At 61.2% G+C, this 21,516-nt stretch carries 22 protein-coding genes; 9 read left to right on the top strand and 13 right to left on the bottom strand.

Features of this window, described 5'->3' with window-relative positions:
• Positions 1-73 precede the first annotated feature (73 nt).
• Positions 74-790 carry an ABC transporter ATP-binding protein gene (locus WDN02_RS00795; RefSeq protein ID WP_337291690.1) on the bottom strand — a complete coding sequence of 239 codons (717 nt, stop codon included), beginning with the start codon at positions 788-790 and terminating at the stop codon, positions 74-76.
• Between the two features lie 28 nt (positions 791-818).
• Here WDN02_RS00795 and WDN02_RS00800 point away from each other — a divergent pair, with 28 nt between their 5' ends.
• The 3 genes from WDN02_RS00800 to WDN02_RS00810 all read left to right on the top strand — a co-directional run bounded on the left by WDN02_RS00800 (position 819) and on the right by WDN02_RS00810 (position 2,456).
• A complete protein-coding gene (locus WDN02_RS00800; RefSeq protein WP_337291691.1) occupies positions 819-1,442 on the top strand; it encodes an arylesterase in 624 nt (207 codons plus the stop codon).
• 160 nt (positions 1,443-1,602) lie between these two features.
• Positions 1,603-2,133 carry an RNA 2',3'-cyclic phosphodiesterase gene (gene thpR, locus WDN02_RS00805; protein ID WP_337291692.1) on the top strand — a complete coding sequence of 177 codons (531 nt, stop codon included), beginning with the start codon at positions 1,603-1,605 and terminating at the stop codon, positions 2,131-2,133.
• A gap of 47 nt (positions 2,134-2,180) precedes the next feature.
• Positions 2,181-2,456 carry a hypothetical protein gene (locus WDN02_RS00810; RefSeq protein WP_337291693.1) on the top strand — a complete coding sequence of 92 codons (276 nt, stop codon included), beginning with the start codon at positions 2,181-2,183 and terminating at the stop codon, positions 2,454-2,456.
• A gap of 11 nt (positions 2,457-2,467) precedes the next feature.
• Here the strand turns inward: WDN02_RS00810 and WDN02_RS00815 are convergent, their stop codons facing one another.
• Positions 2,468-3,226 (bottom strand): SDR family oxidoreductase, encoded by a 759-nt coding sequence (locus WDN02_RS00815; protein WP_337291694.1) that lies wholly within the window; start codon positions 3,224-3,226, stop codon positions 2,468-2,470.
• Positions 3,227-3,463: 237 nt separating this feature from the next.
• Between WDN02_RS00815 and WDN02_RS00820 the strand changes: the two genes are divergently transcribed.
• Positions 3,464-4,132 carry an outer membrane protein gene (locus tag WDN02_RS00820; RefSeq protein ID WP_337291695.1) on the top strand — a complete coding sequence of 223 codons (669 nt, stop codon included), beginning with the start codon at positions 3,464-3,466 and terminating at the stop codon, positions 4,130-4,132.
• Positions 4,133-4,255: 123 nt separating this feature from the next.
• On the opposite strand, the gene WDN02_RS00825 is transcribed toward WDN02_RS00820, so the two are convergent.
• The 6 genes from WDN02_RS00825 to WDN02_RS00850 all read right to left on the bottom strand — a co-directional run bounded on the left by WDN02_RS00825 (position 4,256) and on the right by WDN02_RS00850 (position 8,683).
• Positions 4,256-5,356 carry an IS5 family transposase gene (locus WDN02_RS00825; protein ID WP_337291696.1) on the bottom strand — a complete coding sequence of 367 codons (1,101 nt, stop codon included), beginning with the start codon at positions 5,354-5,356 and terminating at the stop codon, positions 4,256-4,258.
• A gap of 68 nt (positions 5,357-5,424) precedes the next feature.
• Positions 5,425-6,027, bottom strand: a complete 603-nt coding sequence (locus tag WDN02_RS00830) for a glutathione S-transferase family protein (RefSeq protein WP_337291697.1) — start codon at positions 6,025-6,027, stop codon at positions 5,425-5,427.
• A gap of 140 nt (positions 6,028-6,167) precedes the next feature.
• Positions 6,168-6,380, bottom strand: coding sequence for a cold-shock protein (locus WDN02_RS00835; RefSeq protein WP_337294832.1), 213 nt, complete (start codon positions 6,378-6,380; stop codon positions 6,168-6,170).
• A gap of 101 nt (positions 6,381-6,481) precedes the next feature.
• A complete protein-coding gene (gene rlmJ / locus WDN02_RS00840; protein ID WP_337291698.1) occupies positions 6,482-7,342 on the bottom strand; it encodes a 23S rRNA (adenine(2030)-N(6))-methyltransferase RlmJ in 861 nt (286 codons plus the stop codon).
• 10 nt (positions 7,343-7,352) lie between these two features.
• On the bottom strand, positions 7,353-8,207 hold the full coding sequence (locus tag WDN02_RS00845; protein ID WP_337291699.1) for a ribonuclease T: 855 nt from the start codon (positions 8,205-8,207) through the stop codon (positions 7,353-7,355).
• Complete coding sequence (locus WDN02_RS00850; protein ID WP_337291700.1) at positions 8,204-8,683, bottom strand: hypothetical protein; 480 nt, start codon at positions 8,681-8,683, stop codon at positions 8,204-8,206. Before WDN02_RS00850 ends, WDN02_RS00845 begins: the two co-directional genes overlap by 4 nt.
• Positions 8,684-8,962: 279 nt before the next feature.
• Between WDN02_RS00850 and WDN02_RS00855 the strand changes: the two genes are divergently transcribed.
• Positions 8,963-10,405, top strand: a complete 1,443-nt coding sequence (locus WDN02_RS00855) for an exopolysaccharide biosynthesis polyprenyl glycosylphosphotransferase (protein ID WP_337291701.1) — start codon at positions 8,963-8,965, stop codon at positions 10,403-10,405.
• On the opposite strand, the gene WDN02_RS00860 is transcribed toward WDN02_RS00855, so the two are convergent.
• From WDN02_RS00860 to ftsE, 3 genes are read right to left on the bottom strand one after another with little or no spacing between them, the layout of a single operon-like run.
• Positions 10,387-12,003, bottom strand: coding sequence for a peptide chain release factor 3 (locus WDN02_RS00860; protein WP_337291702.1), 1,617 nt, complete (start codon positions 12,001-12,003; stop codon positions 10,387-10,389). The genes WDN02_RS00855 and WDN02_RS00860 overlap by 19 nt on opposite strands.
• Positions 12,004-12,028: 25 nt before the next feature.
• Complete coding sequence (locus WDN02_RS00865) at positions 12,029-12,994, bottom strand: ABC transporter permease (RefSeq protein WP_337291703.1); 966 nt, start codon at positions 12,992-12,994, stop codon at positions 12,029-12,031.
• Positions 12,995-13,000: 6 nt separating this feature from the next.
• A complete protein-coding gene (gene ftsE, locus WDN02_RS00870; protein ID WP_337291704.1) occupies positions 13,001-13,663 on the bottom strand; it encodes a cell division ATP-binding protein FtsE in 663 nt (220 codons plus the stop codon).
• A 147-nt stretch (positions 13,664-13,810) separates the two neighbouring features.
• Here ftsE and WDN02_RS00875 point away from each other — a divergent pair, with 147 nt between their 5' ends.
• The 4 genes from WDN02_RS00875 to WDN02_RS00890 all read left to right on the top strand — a co-directional run bounded on the left by WDN02_RS00875 (position 13,811) and on the right by WDN02_RS00890 (position 16,898).
• A complete protein-coding gene (locus WDN02_RS00875) occupies positions 13,811-14,503 on the top strand; it encodes an MJ0042-type zinc finger domain-containing protein (RefSeq protein ID WP_337291705.1) in 693 nt (230 codons plus the stop codon).
• A 105-nt stretch (positions 14,504-14,608) separates the two neighbouring features.
• Complete coding sequence (locus tag WDN02_RS00880) at positions 14,609-14,974, top strand: hypothetical protein (protein ID WP_337291706.1); 366 nt, start codon at positions 14,609-14,611, stop codon at positions 14,972-14,974.
• Positions 14,975-15,091: 117 nt separating this feature from the next.
• On the top strand, positions 15,092-16,228 hold the full coding sequence (ftsY, locus tag WDN02_RS00885; RefSeq protein WP_337291707.1) for a signal recognition particle-docking protein FtsY: 1,137 nt from the start codon (positions 15,092-15,094) through the stop codon (positions 16,226-16,228).
• A 10-nt stretch (positions 16,229-16,238) separates the two neighbouring features.
• Positions 16,239-16,898 carry a septation protein A gene (locus WDN02_RS00890; protein ID WP_337291708.1) on the top strand — a complete coding sequence of 220 codons (660 nt, stop codon included), beginning with the start codon at positions 16,239-16,241 and terminating at the stop codon, positions 16,896-16,898.
• Between the two features lie 3 nt (positions 16,899-16,901).
• Here WDN02_RS00890 and WDN02_RS00895 read toward each other — a convergent pair whose 3' ends face one another.
• Positions 16,902-18,233 carry a sodium:proton antiporter gene (locus WDN02_RS00895; RefSeq protein WP_337291709.1) on the bottom strand — a complete coding sequence of 444 codons (1,332 nt, stop codon included), beginning with the start codon at positions 18,231-18,233 and terminating at the stop codon, positions 16,902-16,904.
• Complete coding sequence (polA, locus tag WDN02_RS00900; RefSeq protein ID WP_337291710.1) at positions 18,230-21,280, bottom strand: DNA polymerase I; 3,051 nt, start codon at positions 21,278-21,280, stop codon at positions 18,230-18,232. Before polA ends, WDN02_RS00895 begins: the two co-directional genes overlap by 4 nt.
• Between the last annotated feature and the right edge of the window lie 236 nt (positions 21,281-21,516).

Raw genomic sequence — 21,516 nt, forward strand, 5'->3', positions numbered from 1 at the left:
ATGCGCGCTTATGCACCCCAAGGCGTAATTTTTCGGTTAGTTTTTAGGTAAAGATGCATTTACCGATCGTTTACTACGTTTGGGATGTGGCCTTTTCGAATTCCGGCCCGGCCGCCATTACGCGGCCCGACCTTAAACGCACGACGCGATCGCAGCGTTTGGCCAGACTTTGGTCATGCGTGACAAGAACGAGCGTCGCGCCACGCGCGCGTTGCAGGGCGAACAAAAGGTCTACGACGAGCGTCCCGTTCTCTTCGTCGAGATTGCCGGTCGGCTCATCGGCAATGAGGATCGACGGGTTGGGCGCCAGGGCACGCGCTAGCGCGACGCGCTGCTGTTCGCCGCCAGAGAGTTCGGCCGGATAATGATCAAAGCGCGCGGCGAGCCCCACCGCCGCGAGTTCATCACGGGCGCGCACCTGGGCTCGCGCCTCTCCGGCGAGTTCGAGCGGCACGGCGACATTCTCCAGCGCGGTCATTGTCGGGATCAGATGAAAAGACTGGAACACAATGCCGATCCGCGCGCCACGAAACCGTGCCAGCGCATCCTCGCTAAGTCCATCCAGAGTCACCCCATCGACAATCACGCTGCCGGAATCCGGGCGCTCAAGCCCGGCCATCGCCATCAGCAGCGTGGATTTGCCTGAACCGGACGGCCCTATAAGGCCCACGGCTTCGCCGCGCGCGATGGTCAAGGAGATGCTTTTCAGGATATGGACACGCGCCGCGCCGCGGCCGAGGCTCAAATCGACATTATCGAATATGATCGCCGCATTATCATCTTTCATCATCACATCCAGATTGCGCGTGCCGTTCCTGATGGGACTTGCACTTTCGATTCCGGCGGTTTTCGGGCTTGGCCTCGCGCCGGCCGCCGCCAAGACGATCAAGCTCGTCGCCTTTGGCGACAGTCTCACGGCCGGGTATTTGTTGCCAGCCGATGCGGCTTTCCCCGTGGTGCTCGAAAAAGCGCTGCGCGGCGCGGGCTATGATGTCCGCATCGCGAATGCCGGGGTTTCCGGCGATACGGCCGAGGATGGCCTCGCGCGGCTTGATTGGGCGCTGCAGGCCGGCGCCGATGGTGTCATCCTCGAACTCGGCGCCAATGACATGTTGCGCGGTCTTGACCCTGCCCGCACGCGCGCGACGCTCGATACGATCCTCGCCAGGCTCGCCGCCCGGCACATCAAAGTGCTGATGGCCGGCATGTTGGCCTCGCCCAGCCTTGGCGCCGAATATGGGCGCACGTTCGATGCCATCTATCCGTCGCTCGCGGCAAAATACAAAGTGCCGCTCTATCCGTTCTTCTTGCAGGGCGTTACGGGCAATAAAAGCCTGCAACTGAATGACGGGCTTCATCCGAACCACGACGGCGTCCGGAAGATTGTTGCGCAAATGCTGCCACTCACCGAGAATTTTGTGCGCGCGATTGCGGCGCAATAAATTTCGCAGGCTCGATCTTTCTCAAAAAGGGATTCCGGTCCACAATAAATGGGCGAGATCGATTCGGGCTTCGTCCTCAAGACGTTGCGCAGGCCGTCTCGCAAGATGATCAGACCATCTCGCGCCTTGCGCGCTTGGGTCGTCACGAGAGGAGGATCCCATGCCCCGTTTGTTCACGGGCCTCGAGATTCCTTCTGACCTTGCCAGCGATCTCGGGATGCTGCGCGGAGGTATATCCGGCGCCCGTTGGATCGATACCGAATTTTATCATCTGACATTGCGCTTCATCGGCGACATCGATTATGCGACCGCGCGCGACGTCTGCGGCACGCTCGAGCAAATCCGCCGGCCTTCTTTCACGGTGACTCTCGAAAGCCTCGATTCCTTTGGCGGCGGCAAACCCCGCGCCATTGTTGCCAAGGCAAAGCCGGCCGCGCCGCTTGTCGAACTCCAGGCCGAACAAGAGCGTTTAATGCGGCGCCTCGGCATCCCGCCCGAGCCGCGCAAGTTCACCCCGCATGTCACACTCGCGCGGCTGCGCGATGCGTCCTCGACCGCGGTCGCCGCGTACCTTGCGACGCGCGGCTTCTTTTCCCGCCGCTTCGAGGCGACACGGTTTGTTCTATTCTCCGCACGGGCGTCGACCGGCGGCGGCCCTTATCTTGTCGAGGCTGAGTATCCTCTCGGGTAACTGGCGAACGCCAGAAAGCGTCTTATCTAATCTGCGGGAGCCGCGACATGAGTGCGGGACGCAAGACAGTTTTGGGCAAGTCACCTTTAGGCAAGACACCTTCCGAAATCGCCCGCCGGCTCGGCAAGCGGCCTAAGCGCGAGTCACCCGGCGCTTGGCGGCGCGAGACCTTCACGCTGCCTCGTGTCGAAGCGCGCGACAAAGCCCGCGAATGGTTCAGCGCCTTTCCGAAAGCCGCCTACATGACCGAAATCGAGTTCTGGCGCGAACTTGACGACGGAAAGATCGAATTCACCATCCGCCGCCTGCCCAGCGCAGATTAGCTTCAGCGTCCCTATGCTTCCGGAATATCCGGCGTCTGCCAGGCGAGATGCTGGCCCGAATCGACCGCAATCATCTGGCCGGTCACGCTTTGCGCTTCGACAAGGTAGAGCACGGCATCGGCGATTTCCGCCGGCGCTACGGCGCGTTTGAGCAACACGCCAGCGACCTCTTTCTCGAAACTGGCATCGCCTTGCGGAATATTCGGCAACACCGGCCCCGGCCCGATCGCGTTGACGCGGATATGGCGTGGCGCAAAGGCCTGCGCCATCGTCTGCGTCGCCCACCAAAGCCCGGCCTTGGTGACGCTATAGGAGAAAAACTGCGGCGTGGGCCGCCAAACCCGCTGATCGACGAGATTGACGATCACCGCCGCTGCGCCGTCCGGCACCTGATCGGCGAAATGCTGCGCCAGCAGCAAGGGCGCGCGCAGATTCACCGCCATGAGCTTGTCGAACAGAGCGACGTCGATCGCGTCGGCGGAATCATGCTCGAAGATCGAGGCATTGTTGATGAGAACGCTAAGCGGACCGAGCGCGGCCTTGGCCGTTTCGATGATGCGTGCCGGCTGTGCCGGATCGCTCAATTCAGCAGCGATGACGACGGCCTTATGCCCCTGCGCCTGCAAACGCGCGGCCGCTTCGTCGGCCTCCGGCCGCGTCGCGTCGCTGGCATGGATGGCGAGATCATAGCCCGCACCCGCAAGACGTTCGGCAATCGCAAGTCCAATTCTGCGGGCAGCGCCCGTTACGAGAGCAGCCTTGCGCGCCATGATACGTCCTCGATTTGATGCCCGCGCCTGTTTAGGCAATTTCGGCGCGCGAGACGAGAGGTTCCGACGCAAACGTCTTAATTCCCGTTAATCATAAGTATTCATGGACATTTATAGGCATGGTTAATGAGTTATTATTCAAATATTTTTGTTTTTTACGAAGTCTTTATTTAAGTTTTAGGTAACCAGCCCATCCTAATCCTCTTCGCCAAGAGTTATTGTGTGAAGAGGTGAGAGATGAGACGGCTGCTTCTGGCGAGCGCATTTTTGGTGGCTGGCTTTCCGGCGCTGGCTGCCGATCTGCCTCCCTATTCGCCGGCGCCTTATTATGAGCCGGCACCGATCTTCACCTGGACGGGCGCCTATGTCGGTGCCAGTGCGGCCTTCGGCTTCGGCCGATTCACGCATGATGGCGGCCCCTATTTCGGCGATGCATCCGGTGGTCTCTTCGGCATTCAGGCGGGTTACAACTACCAATCCGGCCCGCTCGTCGCCGGTATCGAAGGCGACATCAATTTTGGCGGCGTCAGCGGCACGAACAATCCCTTCCCCGGCGCCACCGCGAACGGCAACATCAACGCCGAAGGCTCGATCCGCGCCCGCTTCGGCTATGCCTTCAACCACACGATGGTCTACATCACTGGCGGTTATACCGGCGCAAACCTCAAGAGCTCGCTCACCGATTTTGGTATCTCACCGAATATCTATGCCAATGAATCGACCTATTTGAACGGCTGGACGATCGGCGCTGGTGTGGAATACGCCATAACGCGGAATGTCTCCGTCAAGGCCGAATACCTCTACAGCGATTACGGCACTGGCACGCTGTTCAGCGGAACGCCCGATTTCGCGCGTCCCGGCCTCAGCCTTTCAACGCTGCGCGCCGGTGTGAACTATCACTTCTAGCAGGCTGCTGAAAAATTGCGGTGCTTCAGGCGCGGAGAGAGTTGCTGCTGACTTTCCGAGAATGGCTTTGTCGATGATGACGGTCGGCGGATGTGGCTGTGATGAGCGACGCCTTAGGTGGCATCATGGTGTCATCTCCTCAATCAATTTCGGTAGTCTGACGAGGTTGTAGGCTGCGGCGGCGAAGGCGAAGGCGAAGGCCCAGCCCACGCGATCGACGCCGCGAAACTTCGTCTTGCGCTGCCCGGCGATGGTCTTCATCCAACCAAAGGCCTCCTCGATCCGTTTACGAATGCGCTGGCTCGCCGAATAGGCCTGATGGCGCGTTGTTCGCCGGTCGATGGTTGAACGCCGGCCGCTGATATTTTGCGCGATGTGCGGACGCACATTCATGGTTCGCAGTTCATTGACGAAATCGGCCGCGTCATAACCCTTGTCGGCGCCGAGCGTGATGGCTTTTGGCCGATCGGCGCGCGGCTCGATCATGGCCAGCGCCGCGATGCGTTCGCCATGGCCGTTGGCGGGCGTGAGACAGGCATCGACGATGAGGCCGCAACGGTTCTCCATCAAGGCGTGGCCGAGGAAAGCGAGTTTTGCTTCCATGCCCGGCCCCTTGCGATAAAGTCGGGCCTCGGGGTCAGTGGTCGAGGCATGTGTCTCGTTCGAGCGCTTCTCACCCTTGAAATCCGCCTCGGCGTTGCGGCCAGGACCTGACGGCGGCTGATCCCCTGAATCGTCCTTCGGCTTGAAGCTTTTCATCGAGGCCCAAGCCTCGATCAGCGTGCCATCGACGGAGAAATGATCCGACGAGATCAGCCTTTTGACGCGCGGCTGGGCCAGCACGGCGGCGAGGAACTTCGCGGCGATCGCCCCATCGAGCAGACGATCGCGGTTCTTGGAAAACACCGTCGCATCCCACACCGGATCGTCGATGGTGAGCCCGACAAACCAACGAAACAGCAAGTCAGTATCGAGCCGCTCCATCAACTGGCGTTCCGAGCGAACTGAATAGAAAGCCTGCAACAGCATCGCCCGCAGCAGCCGTTCCGGCGGGATCGACGGACGGCCGACCTTCGAATAGAGCGCCGCGAAATCCGCCGCCAGGGCTCCGAGCGCCTCGTTGGCGATCGCGCGGATCACTCGCAACGGATGATCACGGCGCACCCGCGCCTCCAGATCAACATAACTGAAAAGCTGTCCCGAACCTTCGTCACTGCCGCGCATGCTGCTGTCTCCCAACGAAATGGAATCACGATCAGCCCCGCAAAGGAAGAGGGTTTTTCAGCAGCCTGCTAGTCTTTGAGACGTGTCGCCTCGAAGGCTGGCACGTCCGCCGCGAAAGCATCGAGCCACGCGACAAGCGCCGGGTATTCGCCGCGCCAGGCACCCGCGAAGCGCAGATCGAGATAACCGAGCGCGCAGGCAAGACCGATGTGAGAAATGTCACGAATGCCGGCGGGCGGCGCGGCAGCAAAGACCGCCAGCGCGCGGGTAATCTTTTGCGCCTGACGCTCCATCCAAGCTTGCGACCAAAGCTCGGCCGGCCGGAACCGCTTTTCGTAGATGATCAGCAGTGCCGCGTCGTTCATACCATCAGCGAGCGCCGCAGCGCTCAGGACGCGCCAGCGTGCCGCCGACGCGGATGGAATGAGCCGGCCGCCGCCGGCGAGCGCATCGAGATATTCGACGATGACGCGGCTATCGTAGAGCTTGCTGCCGTCGTCGAGGATCAGCACGGGAATCTTGCCGAGCGGATTTTGCGTCGGCAGCGAATCGTTCGGATCGTTGGTATCGGCGAAAACAACCTCGATCGCATCGTGCAGGCCTAGCAGATCGGCGGCAATCTTCGCCTTCCGTCCGAACGGCGAAGCCGGCGCCGAACGCAAAATCATCATCGGTCCACTTCCTTTAATGCCCCTAAAACGCGCAACGGGATACATGCCGGCATGGCACATACCCCGGGGTTAACGTCTAATAAAGGTTAGACCGCGATGTCCCGCCGCTCTCGCAAGCGGCGGTGCAAAGGGCTGGCGCGCTAGACGACGTGCAGGTCGACGGCTTTGGGGCCTTTGCCCTTCTTGTCCGGCTCGGTCTCAAAACTTACCCGCTGCCCTTCGTTGAGATTCGACAGGCCGGCGCGTTCCACTGCGGTGATATGAAGGAAAATATCAGGGCCGCCGCCGTCCGGGGTGATGAAGCCAAAGCCCTTGTTCGCATTGAAGAATTTCACAGTTCCCTGCTGCGGCATATTTCTCTCCCTGACTTCCACGTCGATGCTTTGACCGACGATTATTTCTTCGCAGCGCCGCAAAAGCCTATTCCCGCACAGTCCGCAAGCCAGCCTTTCGGTCAGTGCTTGAGCCATGCGACTTCGGCGTCGCCCCGATCCATGTTGGCCATGGTTTTGGCAAGATACGGCAAAATCTGCTGCGCTTCTACGGCAAGTGTGAAGGGGGGATTGAGAATTATCAGACCGCTGGACACGAGCGGTCCATCCGACCGTGGCACGTCAACCGCGAGCTTCAGATACAGGGCACTCCGAACGCCAAGACTCGCCAACGCCGCTTCGAGGCCTGACCTGAATCGGGCGACGGCGCCAAGATCTTTGACCGGAAACCAGACGAGATATGTTCCTGTTGGCCACTTCGGCACCCCAAGCGTGAGCGCGGCTTTGAGATCATCGAATTCCGTTTTTGCTTCGAATGGCGGATCGATCACAACGACGCCGCGGCGCTCGCGCGGTGGAATGAAAGCATTGAGCGCCTGATAGCCATCGATCTCGACGATCTTAACCCGGGGGTCGCGGCTGAACGCACGCTGTGTCCTCAAAGACGCAATCACCTCGGGATGTGCGTCGCAAAAAATCATCCGGTCCTGCGGCCGTAAAAGTTTCAGAGCGAGCGCGGGCGATCCGACATAATGCGGCGGCACATCGGCGAGCAAGGGTGTAGCAATCGCAAGATAGGGCGCAAGAAGCGCCGCGATGTCGGACGGTGGTGTCGCCTCGAGCAGCCGGCCGATTCCGCCGCGCCATTCCGCCGTCTTCGCCGCGCGCTCATCGGAAAGATCGTAAAAGCCTTCGCCCGCGTGCGTGTCGACGACGCGAAACGGCGTCTCTTTCAGCGCGAGATAAACCAGAATGCGCGTCAGGATGACGTGCTTAAAGACGTCGGCGAAATTGCCGGCGTGAAAGGCGTGGCGGTAGTTCATCCGTGGTCGCCTACCGCATCGGCGCGACAGAGATATCCTGCGCCCGACAGGACTGACGCACGACCTCCGGACACGGCACGAAGTTGCGCACGTCCTTCGACAGGCAGAAGCGAACCTCCGACAATTCGCCGTTGACGCATTCGATCGACATCATCCCTGGCCGCAGGCGTGGATTGGCGGTGAAGAACGCGCGTTGAATATCGAGCGGCGCAATTTCCTGCTCGCTCTGCTCATTCTGAAACACGGGCGGGATGACGATCAGATCGTGCGCGCGGCGCACATCAGCGAAATAAGCCGTCGGACTTTTGCCGGAACAGGTGCCGTGCTTGCGCCATTCGTAGCGGGCAAGCCCGACGTCGGGATAAAGACCCTGTATCGATTGCAGCACGAGCCAGGATGGCGTGACGCCACCGCAATCGGAGGGGAAACCCTGATTGTATTGCGGCCATAAGCCGTGAACGACAAAGCCGAGATTGACGCCGTCGTGACATTGGTCGGGCGACTTTTCAGCGCCGCCCAGCGCGCAAAAACCCGGCGACCAGGAAAACGACAGGACATAGAAATCGAAATCGCCGGGCGTGCTCGCACCGCTCGGCTGCGGCGCATTGGGGCTCCAGCCGCCGCTGCTGCCACTGCTGTCCGCATTCGTTGCGGGCGTTTCAGGCGCGGGAGCTTGCGGGGACGGCGCCTCGGGCGCGGGAGCTTGTGGAGATATCTGAGGCGGCGGCAACGGTTTCTTGTCGGCGCAATTGTCGAGAATGCAGCCGGAGTCCTGCGCGACGCACGCGGAGGATAACAATGCGCAGGTGCCAGCGACGAAGATCGCCGCGAGAAACTGGCCAACGCGCATGCTATCGAAGATCACGGCTGCGCGTCGCGGCAATTACCGCCATATGCGTCGTCGCGATCAAATCCGCCGACGCACCATTCGACGTCGTAGCTAAAACCAATAAAGCCCGCGTCCTCGACGATCGAATAGGAAACGGGACGCACGGACTGATTGTTCAAATAGACCTGCGCCTCACAATAGCGCCGCGGAATATGGTCGAGTCCATCGGGCCGGAAGCCGGTTTCGCGAACATTGCCGAGGTTCTGGATTTCGAGGCCGGATTTCCAAAATTCAGTCTCACGATCATGAAACAGCGAGCGGATGCGCTCGACAACGCCGGGGTCTGCGCAAGTCGGCAAGACGCCCGCATAGGCATCATAGCGCCGCTCGGCCGGAATGATCGGCCGCGCGGAAGCCGTAAAAGGCGCCACACAGGACGACGCCGCAACAAGCGTGGCCGCGACGCCGAACAGCGCGCGGCGCGCGCGGACGGAAACTTGGATTGCAGCCATTTCGACCTCCGGAACTGAGCCGGCGGACGATGCTTTGCCGCGTCCGGGGCGTCAAGCGGGCGGGCCCGTCACTTTCGCGGTGTTACCAAAAAACAACGATAAGCTTAAACGTTACATTAAAAGCACGCGATGTGCATTTCTGCACGCTTTACGCGTGCCCCGGTATGCGAGTTGCGGCATTCGGCTTGACTCGCCCCCCATCGGCGCCAATGCGTCGCGCCTTGGGTCACCCGCGTGTCGTTTTGAGACGCACCCGTGCCACACTTCGGAACCGCCTGAATGTTTCGCGGCAAGACAGAGCCAGGGCCGCGCGCCTATGCGAGTTGGGCGCAAGCGTTGCCACGCCGCCGCAGCACGCATTTGCTGCGGGGCGGCTTTGCGTTGTTCGCCGCCGCGGCTGATTTCGCAGCCATCGCAATCTGCGCCTATCTCGCACATCTCGCACTCAACGGCGCATCGTTCAGCTTGCCGCCCGGTACCTACGCCCGCCTCGGCCTTCTGACAGCGACCTTTTTCGTCTCCGTCGCCGCGATCCGGGGCGATTACGGCGTGATGAAATATTTGACGTTCGACCGTCTGCTGCAGCGCGCGATCATCCCTTGGGCCGTCGCCATCCTGTGCACGCTGATGCTTTTGGTTTCGCGGCGTCCGCTTTCAAACGCGAATACGCTCGCCCTCTTTATCTTGTTTGCCGGCGGCTTCATCGCGGTCAACGCCGTCCGACTCCTCATCACGATCCACACCCGCGCACGCGCACGCCAAGGCGGGGTTGCCGCGCACCGCATTTTCCTGCTCGGACATGAGAAGGAGATCGAAGCCTTCACGAAGCGTTTCGAGCCCTGGATCTATGGCGTTCATATCGTGGCGGCCGCCGTTCTGCGGGGTTCGGACAGTCTTGAAGAAGACCTCACCCTGGCCCGGGCCTCGGCCCGGATGCTGAAGCCCGACGATGTTTTCATCCTCATCCCCTGGGACGACAAGGCGTCGATCGATGCCGCCGTGCAGGCTTTTCTGCACGTGCCGACTTCGATCCACCTCGGCCCCGAGCGCGTGCTCGATCGTTTTACCGATGCACGCGTCACCAAGATCGGGCCGGTGTCGAGCCTCAATATCGTCCGCGACCCGCTGAATTTGCCGGAACGCATTGCCAAGCGCACATTCGACGTCGTCCTTTCCGCACTTGGTCTGTTCTTGCTCTCGCCCTTGTTTTGCATGATCGCGCTTGCGATCAAACTCGATAGCCGCGGTCCCGTAATATTCCGGCAGCGGCGTTACGGCTTCAATCAGCAGCCCTTTCGTATCTACAAATTCCGCTCGATGAGCACGCTTGAGGACAGCGCCGATCTTACGCTTGTCAAGAAAGGCGATGCTCGCGTGACGCGTGTCGGCGACTTCATCCGCCGGCACAATATCGACGAACTGCCGCAGCTCTTTAACGTGCTGCTCGGCGATATGTCGCTCGTCGGCCCCCGCCCGCACGCGCTTGTCATCGATCAGATGTTCGAGCGACGCATCGCTCTCTATGCGCGCCGGCACAACATGAAGCCTGGCATCACCGGCTGGGCACAAATCAACGGCTATCGCGGCGGCATGAGCGACGACCGGATGCGCGCCCGTGTCGAGCACGATCTCTTCTACATCGACAATTGGTCGATGTGGCTCGACATCGAAATTCTCTGGCTGACGCTGACGAGCAAGCGCGGTTACACCAACGCCTTCTGACGGCCCTTGCCGGTTTCGGACTTCTGATAATCCTTGATATCGGCGAATGTAACCTGCGGCCATTTCTCCTGCTCGTAGCGCAAGTCCCACGCGGAGGCGGCGAGATAGACTGGCGCGCCGTCGAGATCGACCGCCATCGATGATGGATAGGCCCGGGCGAATTTCTCGAGTTCCGCTGGGTCCTCAGAAGTTACCCAGCGCGCAAGCTCAAAGCGAGACGTCTCAAGCGACACCTGAAGCCCGTATTCAGCCGCGAGCCGTTCGACGAGAACGTCGAGCTGCAAAGCGCCGACGACGCCGACCATCGCATTCGAGCCGTCGTTTGGCAGGAAGAGTTGCACGACGCCCTCCTCCGCCATCTGCTGCAAGGCTTCGCGCAATTTCTTGGCGCGCATGGCGTCGGAGATTTTGACCCGGCGCAGGATTTCCGGCGCGAAGCTCGGCACACCACGGAACACGAGGTCCTCGCCTTCCGTCAGCGTATCGCCGATGCGCAATGTGCCGTGGTTTGGAATGCCGACCACGTCACCGGGGTAGGCTTCGTCGGCAAGCTGACGATCCTGCGCAAAGAAGAATTGCGGCGCGTTGAGCGCCATGTTCTTGCCGGTGCGCACGAGCTTCGCTTTCATTCCCCGCACGAGCTTGCCGGAGCAGACCCGCATGAAAGCGATCCGGTCGCGATGGTTCGGGTCCATATTCGCCTGAATCTTGAAGACGAAGCCGCTCATTTTCGGCTCGCGCGGATCGACATGGCGGCTCGCCGCCTCAAGCCCGCGCGGCGGCGGTGCGAATTCGGCGAGCGCATCGATGAGATCGGCGACGCCGAACGTGCGCAATGCGCTGCCGAAGAGAACCGGCGTCAAATGGCCTTCGAGGAAAGCCTGTTTATCGAATGGCTTGAGCGCGCCGCGCGCAAGTTCGAGCTGATCGCGGATCGCCTCGGCCTCAAGCGGCGGAAGAATCGCCATCAACGCGGGATCGTCATGTCCCGTGACGCTCAGCGGCTGATCCGCCGCATCCAACCGGCGCACGACATTCTTGCGAAGATCGTAGACGCCGGCGAAATCGCGGCCCGAGCCCAGCGGCCAGGTGATCGGCGCAGCATCGAGCGCCAGGGTCTTTTCGATCTCATCGAGAAGATCGAACGGATCGCGGCTTTCGCGGTCGAGCTTGTTGATGAAGGTGACGATCGGAATGTCGCGCAGCCGGCAGACTTCGAAGAGCTTGCGCGTGCGGGCCTCGATGCCCTTGGCGGCGTCGATCACCATGATCGCCGAATCGACGGCAGTCAGCGTGCGATATGTGTCTTCGGAAAAGTCCTCGTGGCCCGGCGTGTCGAGCAGGTTGAAGACGCGGCCGCCATATTCAAACGTCATCACTGACGTGACGACGGAGATGCCGCGTTCACGCTCGATGCCCATCCAGTCGGACCGCGTCTGGCGGCGGTTGGCCTTGGCGCGCACTTCACCGGCCAACGCAATGGCGCCGCCGAAGAGCAGCAGCTTTTCGGTGAGCGTGGTCTTGCCGGCGTCGGGGTGCGAGATGATCGCAAAGGTGCGCCGGCGCGAGACGGGATCAGGGACAGTCGATTGGGTCATGGCGTGAGGAGCCGCAGGATGCTGGTTATGTCAAGCGGCGCAGATGCCGGAAAACGATGATGCGCGAGACGAACCCGGTGATGACCGCGACCGCGCCCGCAATGAGCGCGATCAAGGCATAACCCTTCAGCGAGAGCGAAAAGCTGCCGAACATGGCTTCGATCTGGTCGCCGCCCGCGGTCGCACGCATCAACGCCGATATGGAGCTCGACAGCAGGAAAACCAAGAGCGCCGCGCCGCCGCCGATCAGACCGCCGCGTAAGCCCAGACGAAAGAAATGCCGCTGAAACTGCCGCGAGATATAGCCGTCGGCGGCGCCGACGAGATGCAGAACTTCGATGATTTCGCGATTGCCCGCCATCGCACCGCGCGTCGCGAATCCTACGGCCAGAACCATCGCCAGCATCACCAGCGCGAAAATGACGAAGGCGATGACGACCACGGTCCCCGCCATCACCGAGAGGCGCTGGAGCCACAGCCGGTGATCGTCGATCGTCGCATTCGGCACTTTGTCCATCACCGCCTTGCGCAGGGCCTCGACATCGAGCGTGGCCTTCGGGTCGAGCTTCACCACGATGAGCCGCGGCACCGGCAATTCGGAGAGATCGAGGCCCGTACCGAGCCAGGGCGCGAGCAAAGCCTCCGATTGCGCCTTGCTATAGGCGTAGACATCGGCAATGCCCGCCGCAGTACGCGCGGCGGCAACCGCCGCGGTCGTATCGGCATCGAGATCGCGCCCGTCAACGGGACGGACCTGAATCGTCATTTCGCGCGCCACCTGCCCGCGCCAATCGTCGGCGGAATGCGCGATCAGCATCGCCGCACCCGCCGTCAGTCCGGCGAGAAAGGTCATGATGGCGACGACAGTGACCAGCGCCCGCCCGGCAATCGAGGTCGCCGGCACCAGCGGTACGTCCTTGCGCATGCCCGCAGCAGCGTCATCCGCAAAACGCCCGAGTCTGTGTCCCTCTTCGGATTGCACATAGATCATGCGCGCTTACTCATAGATATGCAGCCGGCCGTCGCCGAGCACGAGGCGGCGCGCGGTCTCGAACTGATCCATCAAAGCCAGATCATGCGTGGCGATGACGACGGCCGTGCCGGACTTGTGCAACTCGGCAAACAGCCGCAAAAGCCGCCGCGCCAAAGTCGGATCGACATTGCCCGTCGGCTCGTCGGCAAGCAACAGTTCCGGCCGGACGATGAGCGCGCGCGCAATCGCCGCGCGCTGCTTTTCACCGCCCGAGAGCACCGGCGGCAGAACATGCATGTGATCGCCGAGGCCGACCCAGCGCAGCAGTTCCACGACTTCGGCGCGATACGCGGATTCGTCGCGGCCCTGCACGCGCAAAGGCAGCGCGACATTCTCATAGGTCGTCAGATGGTCGAGCAGCCGGAAATCCTGAAACACGACACCAACGCGGCGACGCAGATCGGTGATCTGATCCTTGCTGAGCTGGGCGGAATCCCGGTTGAAGAGCGAGATCAATCCACGCGTCGGCTTCAGCGACAGCAGGATGAGGCGCATCAATGTCGTCTTGCCGGCGCCAGAGGGCCCGGTCAGGAATTGAAACGAATGCGGCTCGATCTCGAAGCTGATGTCCTTCAAGATTTCATTGCCCATCCCATAACGCAGGCCGACGTTCTCAAAACGGACCAAGACAAACTCCCGCGGGCGATGGCCGCGCCGAATCACCAGTTTTAACCATCACTGGCTTTAACTGCGGGTTAACCATACCAGCCGACGATTGGATCATCAGGCGGGAAATGACTCGTTCCGCCGTTCTTCAACCGGTTTGAGCCGAACGTGCTGATCGACTGTCCCGGCTGCGCTGCGTCCTACCACATCACCAAGGCGGCGCTGGGCCCGAACGGGCGGCGCGTAGCCTGCCCACGCTGTGAGACCGTCTGGCTGGCCGCACCCTGCCTGCCGGAGGCAGCGGGCTTCATTAAGGCCGCACCGCATTTTTCGCCAGAAGAAGAGCCGCCACCGAAGCAGCCAGACTATGTCCGCACCATTGCGGCCCCGTTGCCGCGGGCGCTCCGGCCGCGCGGAGGCGGGTTTGCTGGCAAATTCCTGGCCGGCACCGCCGCGCTCGCCCTAGCTATGGGCCTCATCGCATCACGCGACGCAATCGCTCGCGCATGGCCCGAAGCCGGCCGACTTTATGCCGATATCGGAATCCCGATTAGCCAGCAAAGCTTGGCGATCCGCGACCTCCACACCGTGCTCACGCGCATGAATGGCGAGGTTTTTCTCGGCGTCGAAGGAATCATCTTCAATCAACGCCAGGAAGAAGCCGCTGTGCCGCCCATCCGGCTGGCCGTTCTCGATGCTGCCGGGCATGAGCTTTACACGTGGCAGGTTGCGCCCGCGCGCCATGTGCTCCAGGGCGGTGACAGTCTGCCCTTCCGCGCCCGGCTTGCCGAGCCGCCGTCGGACGGCCGCGACGTCGTCGCCCATTTTGCCACGCCGGATGAGATCATCGCCGATCGCTGATGTGGGGCGCCTCCGCCGCGCAGCTCAATGGCAAAAACAGCCCATACGCGCTAAAGCTTGACCGTTCTCGACTGGGCTCGCCTGCCCAAATGAGGAGGTTGAGCGATGAAAAATTTGCCAAAATTGATCAGCACCACCGCGCTTTTTCTCGCGGTGAGCTTGGGCGCCGCCGGAGTGGCGTTTGCCGATTCAGCCTATGAATTGACGTTGATACGGCCAGGCCTCAATGAGGCTCCGACGGTCTTTCGCACCAATGTCGCAAGCGGTCAGGTCAACTATCTGTTCGGCGGCGGAGCGAATTTCCTGACAGTGGCGGACCCTAAGCCTGTGCCGCTCGGGAATTATCACGTGTATGGCGTGACCAGCGAAGACAAAAAGGGAAGCTATTGGCTTTACAGGATCGATCAGCAATCCGGCCGTACTTGGTATATTTCCAACAATACCTGGTATGAGGTAGCGCCGCCGAAATGACCCTTCGAGCGATTGGCGTTGCCAAGCGGCGGCGCCTTTTCCGGCAAATTCCCGCTTTGTATCGGCTGCGCCCGCAGCCATATAGAAAGCGGCCCGAACAACAAACCTAGGTGCATATTGGCGGACGCGGATAAACCGGGAGCGGCACAGCCGAAGCGCTCCCTTCTCGACCGGCTGCGCGGCCGCAAGGAACCGGCTGCACAGGCTCAGGCCGAGGCGGAGACGGTGCCTCGCGACGGCGAGATCGAGGCGCCGACGGCACCCATATCTATGGCGCTTGAAACCGCGCCCGAAGCCGAACCTGCGCCGCCCGTTTTGGAGCCGCCACCAAAGCTCTCCTGGTGGAAGCGGCTGCGCGAAGGTCTATCGCGCTCGTCGCAGGCCATTGGCGGCGGCATCAATGATATTTTCTCGAAGCGGAAGCTCGACGCGGACACTCTGCAAGAGCTTGAGGATGTGCTGATCCGCGCCGATCTCGGCGCCGCGGCGTCGCTGCGGATCACCGAGGCGGTCGCCAAAGGCCGCTACGACAAAAACGTCAGCCCCGACGAAGTGAAGAACATTCTCGCGACGGAAATCGAGACCGTGCTCGACCCGCTCGCCCAGCCGCTCGAAATCGACAAAAGCAAACGACCCTTCGTCATCCTGGTCATCGGCGTCAACGGCTCGGGCAAGACGACGACGATTGGTAAGCTCGCGGCCAAATTTTCCCGCGACGACGGGTTGAAGGTGGTGTTGGCGGCCGGCGACACATTTCGCGCCGCGGCGATCGAGCAATTGCGCATCTGGGGAGCGCGTCTCAATTGCGATGTCATCGCGCGAGAGAGCGGCGGCGACGCAGCGGGCCTCGGCTTCGACGCCTTGAAGGCTGCGCGAGAACAGAATGCCGATCTGCTCATCATGGACACCGCCGGGCGCTTGCAGAACCGCACCGAATTGATGGCCGAGCTCGAAAAGATCATCCGCGTGATGAAGAAGTTCGACCCCGAGGCACCACATGCCGTGCTGCTCGTGCTGGATGCCACGGTGGGCCAGAACGCGCTGAACCAGGTCGAGATTTTCAGCCGCGTCGCCGGTGTCACCGGCCTCGTGATGACCAAGCTCGACGGCACCGCGCGTGGCGGCATTCTTGTCGCGATCGCCGAAAAGTTCAAACTGCCGATCCATTTCATCGGCGTCGGCGAAAGTGCCGACGATCTCGAATCCTTCACGGCCCGCGATTTTGCCCGCGCCATCGCCGGGCTCGACGAATGAGCATCAACACATGAGCGAAACTGCCGAAAAGCCACTCACCAAAAAACCGGGGCCACCGCCGTGGCTCAAGATGACGCTCGAACTGGGCCCGCTGCTGCTCTTTTTCTTCGCCAACTCACGGCCGAAGCTCTTTGCGCCCTTCGCACATCTTGTCCTGCCCGCGCATCTGCTTGTGGGTGAAAATGCCGGCCTCTTCACCGCGACCGTGGTGCTGATCCCGGCCGTGCTCATCGCGCTCGTCGTGTCTTACATGCAATTGCGCCGCCTGCCGGTGATGCCGCTCGTCACCGCGATCCTCGTCGTGATCTTCGGCGCGTTGACGCTCTATTTTCAAGACCCGCGCTTCATCAAGATGAAGCCGACGTTCCTCTATGCGATCTTCGGTCTGGCGCTGCTCGGCGGCCTTTATCTGAAGAAGCCGATCCTCGAAATCGTCCTCGACAATGCCATGCCATTGACCGAGGAAGGCTGGCGCATTCTCACCTTGCGCTGGGGCGTGTTCTTTCTGGGGCTTGCGATCCTCAACGAGATCATCTGGCGCACGCAATCCAACAATGTCTGGGTCGCATTCAAATTCCCCGGCGTCGTGATCGTCATCTTCCTGTTTACCATCGCGCAGGTGCCGCTGATGATGAAGCATGAGTTGAAGGACGCGAACGCCGCGGATTGACCATCACACGAAAAATATCAGCGTCACTAAAACAAACACCGGCACCAAACTCACGCTCGACCAGAGCAGATAGCCGAAGAAGCTCGGCATCGGCACGCGGGCGCGGCGCGCCAGCGCATAGACCATGAAATTCGGCGCATTGCCGATATAGGTCAGCGCGCCCATGAAGACCGCGCCGAGCGAGATCGCCGCGAGCGTGCGAGCCAGCTCGCCTGAAAGCACCGTTGCGTCGCCGCCGGCGAGCCCGAAGAAGACGAGATAAGTCGGCGCATTATCGAGTATCGATGACAACAACCCGGTCGTCCAGAAATAGGCCGCATCGTGCGGCGCGCCGTCAGGGCGAGACAGGAATGCGATCACCGGCGCAAACGGCCCGTGCGTCTTCGCCGTCAGCATCGCCATCACCGGAATGATGCAGATGAAGATTGCCGCGAAGAGTTTGGCGACCTCTTCTAACGGCTCCCAGGAAAAATGATTGGCCTCGTGATCGGCCTGCGGTGTCAGCGTAATCGAAACGAGACCGATGGCAAGCAAGGCAATGCCGCGCAAAAGATCCTGCAGGGCAATGTGCGTACCCAGAATTTCAAAGTCGATACCCGGACGCCAGATTGCGCTGCCGATGATCGTGAGAACCGCAGCGGCGATAAGCGCGACATTTGGCAGTCCGCGAATTTCGAGCAAAGTCCGTTCCGGCGTGATCTTCGGCTCTTTCGCGTGAAAATAAGTGTCGAGAACAAAGAACAAAGCCAGCAGCAGACCTGCGACGAGCGCAAACTGCGGCCACAAATGGCGCGCCGGCCAGAAGAAATCGACGCCTCGCAAAAAGCCGAAGAACAGCGGTGGATCGCCAAGCGGGCTCAGCGCACCACCAACGTTTGCGACGAGAAAAATGAAGAAGATGATGACGTGAACTTTATGTCGGCGCTGGGCATTTGCCTGCAGCACTGGCCGGATGAAAATCATTGCCGCACCGGTCGTGCCGACAAGGCTCGCCGCCAATGTCCCTGTCGCCAAAAGCAGCGTATTGACGCGCGGTGTCGCCGGCGCAAGGTCGGAAACGACAATGCCGCCTGCGGTCGTGTAAAGCGCGAACAGCATGAGGATAAAGGGCAGATAGTCCGCGAGCAACGTGTGGGCGAGCGATGCGAGAGTCGGCGTCAAACCTTGCGTTGCGAACAGCGAAACAAGCGCCAGCGCGGCCCAGACGGCGGCAGCCTTGCCGTAATGCACATGCCATATACGCCGCGCCAGGATCGGCCCGAGCGCGATGGAGAGCAAAAGCCCCGCGAACGGCAGCGCGAGCCACAAGGGCGGCGGCGCTATGGCGTCACTCAATGCGCCTCGTCCCAGTTCTGCGCCGCCTTGGCCTCGACTTGCAGAGGCACCGAGAGTTGCACCGCCGGATGCGGCGCGTCCACCATCACTTTGCGCACCAGCGCGATCGTTGCCTCGACCTCGGCATCCGGCACTTCGAAGACGAGTTCATCATGCACCTGCAGAAGCATTTGCGCCGAGAGCCCTGCCCTATCCAGCGCACCCTCCATCCGCACCATGGCGCGGCGGATGATGTCGGCGGCTGACCCCTGAATCGGCGCATTGATCGACGCGCGCTCGTTGAAGGCGCGCTCCGACGGGTTCGACGCATTGATGCGCGGATAATGGCATTTGCGGCCGAAGAGCGTCGTCACATAGCCTTGCGCACGGGCGGTTGCCTTCGTCGCGTCAATGTAAGCGCGGATGCCGGGAAAGCGCTCAAAATATTGCCTGATGTAAGCGCCGGCCTCGTCGCGCGGAATGCCGAGCTGGTTGGCGAGACCGAACGCGGAAATGCCGTAGATGATGCCGAAATTGATCGCCTTGGCGCGGCGGCGCACCTCCGATGGCATGCCTTCGATGGGCACGCTGAACATTTCCGAGGCCGTCATCGCGTGAATGTCGAGGCCGTCCGCGAACGCCTGACGCAATTGCGGAATGTCGGCGATATGCGCGAGAAGCCGCAATTCGATCTGCGAATAATCCGCCGAGATGAGTTTGTGCCCAGGCGTCGCGATGAACGCACGACGGATTTTTCGCCCTGCCTCGGTGCGGATCGGAATGTTCTGCAAATTCGGCTCGGACGACGAAAGTCGACCTGTCGTCGTCGCGGCGAGCGCATAGGAGGTATGAACGCGATGCGTACGCGGATTGACGTAGCCTGGCAGCGCGTCGGTGTAAGTTGATTTCAGCTTTGAGAGTTGCCGCCAGTCGAGAATACGGCCAGCGAAGTGATTGCCTTCCTCGGCCAAATCTTCGAGCACGCCCGCCGCCGTCGACCAGGCACCCGTCGCCGTCTTTCGCGCGCCGGAGAGGCCCATCTTACCGAAGAGAATGTCGCCCAATTGTTTCGGCGAGCCAAGGTTGAAGCTCTCGCCCGCGAGTTCGAATATCTCGGCCTCTAGCCGCGCCATGTCCTGCGCAAATTCGCCGGACAGACGCGAGAGAATCGTCCGGTCGATGGAAATGCCGCGCGCTTCCATTCGCGCAAGCACCTCGACCATCGGCCGCTCCAGCGCCTCATAGACACTAGTCATGCGCTCGGCCGGCAGGCGCGGCTTCAGCACATTCCACAGCCGCAGAGTGACGTCGGCGTCTTCCGCCGCATATTCGGTCGCTTTATCGATGGGCACACGCGCGAAACCGATGAATGTACGGCCTGAGCCCGCGACCTCGCCGAACGCCAGCGGCTTATGGTGGAAGAATTTCTCGCTCAGCACATCCATGCCGTGATCGGTCAGGCCGGCGTCGAGTACGTACGAGAGCAGCAATGTATCGTCGATGGGCCGCATCGCAATGCCGTGCTGCCTGAACACAAGCGTATCGAATTTGGAATTATGCGCGATCTTCAAGACGCTTTCGGATTCGAGCAGCGGCTTCAGCCGCGCAAGCACATCGCCGTCGGGCAACTGACCCCGCAGCAGCGCGTCGCCGCCAAACAGATCGCCCGCGCCCTCGCCGCGATGGCGCAGCGGCACGTAGACGCCCTGCCCTTCCACAACGCAGAGCGAGACACCGATAAGCTCGGCCTGCATCGGATCGAGCGACGAGGTCTCGGTGTCGATGGCGACGAATCCGGCGTCGAAAGCTGCGGCAATGATCGTATCGAGCGCAGCGAAGTCTGAGATCGTCTTGTAGGTACTGCGGTCAAAGGATGAGGCGAGCGCTAGCGCCGCGCGTGCGGCGGCAAGCTCCGCCGGTCCGGATGGCGCGATCTGGCGCTGCGGTGCTTCGCCATAGCGCGCATTCCTGCGCGGTCCTGACGGTGCGGGTTTGGCTTCCTCGATCTTCTCTTCGGCTTCTTCGATCGCCTCAACGGTTTCGATGATGTCGCCATTGCGGCCACGCCAGCCAGCGGCGCCAACAAAAGCACTGTCAGCGTCGATGGCTTCCGCCACAACGCCATACGTTTCGGCGGCGCGTTTGGTGATCGACGTGAATTCCATCGCCTTGAGGAAGCCGACGAGTGTCCTGCCCTCAGGTTGCTCCAGACCGAGATCGTCGAGCGGCACGTCGAGTGCGACATCGCGGACGAGTGTGACGAGCTGCTTCGAAACCTTGATCAGTTCGACGCTCTCGGGCGCAGTAAGAATTTCGCGGCGCTTGGGCTGTTTGATCTCGCCGGCGCGCGCCAGCAATGTATCGAGATCGCCATATTCATTGATGAGTTGCGCCGCGGTCTTGACGCCGATGCCGCGCGCGCCCGGTACGTTGTCGGTCGAGTCGCCGGCCAGCGCCTGCACATCGATCACCTTTTCCGGCGGCACGCCGAAATAATCCTGCACTTCGGCGAGGCCGATACGCCGCTCCTCGCGCGCACCTTTGGCCCCCGCTTCGCCCGACGCCGGATCGTACATGGCGACGCCGTCGCGGATGAGCTGCATCAAATCCTTGTCCGCCGATATAATTAGTACATCGGCGCCGCGCGCGCGCGCCTGGCATGCATAGGTCGCGATGAGATCGTCGGCTTCGTAACGGTCCTGTTCGATCGGCAGAAGGCCGAAGGCGCGGACAGCCGCCCGCATCAGCGGAAATTGCGGAATCAAATCTTCCGGCGGCTCGGAGCGATTGCCCTTGTAGGGCGGGTAGATTTCGCGGCGGAACGAATTTTCCGATTTGTCGAAAATAATACCGAGGTGCGTCGGCATGATCCCCGCCGCGCCCTCGCGGACGAACTGGAAAAGCTTGTTGCAGAACAAACGCACGGCGCCGGTCGGCAGATTGTCCGACCGATAATTGTATTTCGCATCCTGCCGAATCGATTGGAAATAGGCGCGGAAAATGAACGACGAGCCGTCGACGAGGAAGACATGGTCTCCGGTTTTCACCGGGCGATTGTGCAGCGACATGATGTGAGAAGGGCTCAAAAAGGGTCCGCGTGTGGCTAACATAAGCGGCAATTCGAAGCGATGCCACGCTGCGCGCCGCGCCAAATTTAACTAAACCGCGTCGATTTCAAAGGCTTATGTTGCATTGCACTGACATGTGACGGATTTGGACCCATTCGTCACACTGTGCGTTTCATAACACTATGGGATTTCCACATAAATCCGTCTCCTGTGCGCCATTCGCAATCCATATTGCA

It is taken from the genome of Methylovirgula sp. (genome assembly GCF_037200945.1).
In the GTDB taxonomy this organism is placed as follows: domain Bacteria; phylum Pseudomonadota; class Alphaproteobacteria; order Rhizobiales; family Beijerinckiaceae; genus Methylovirgula.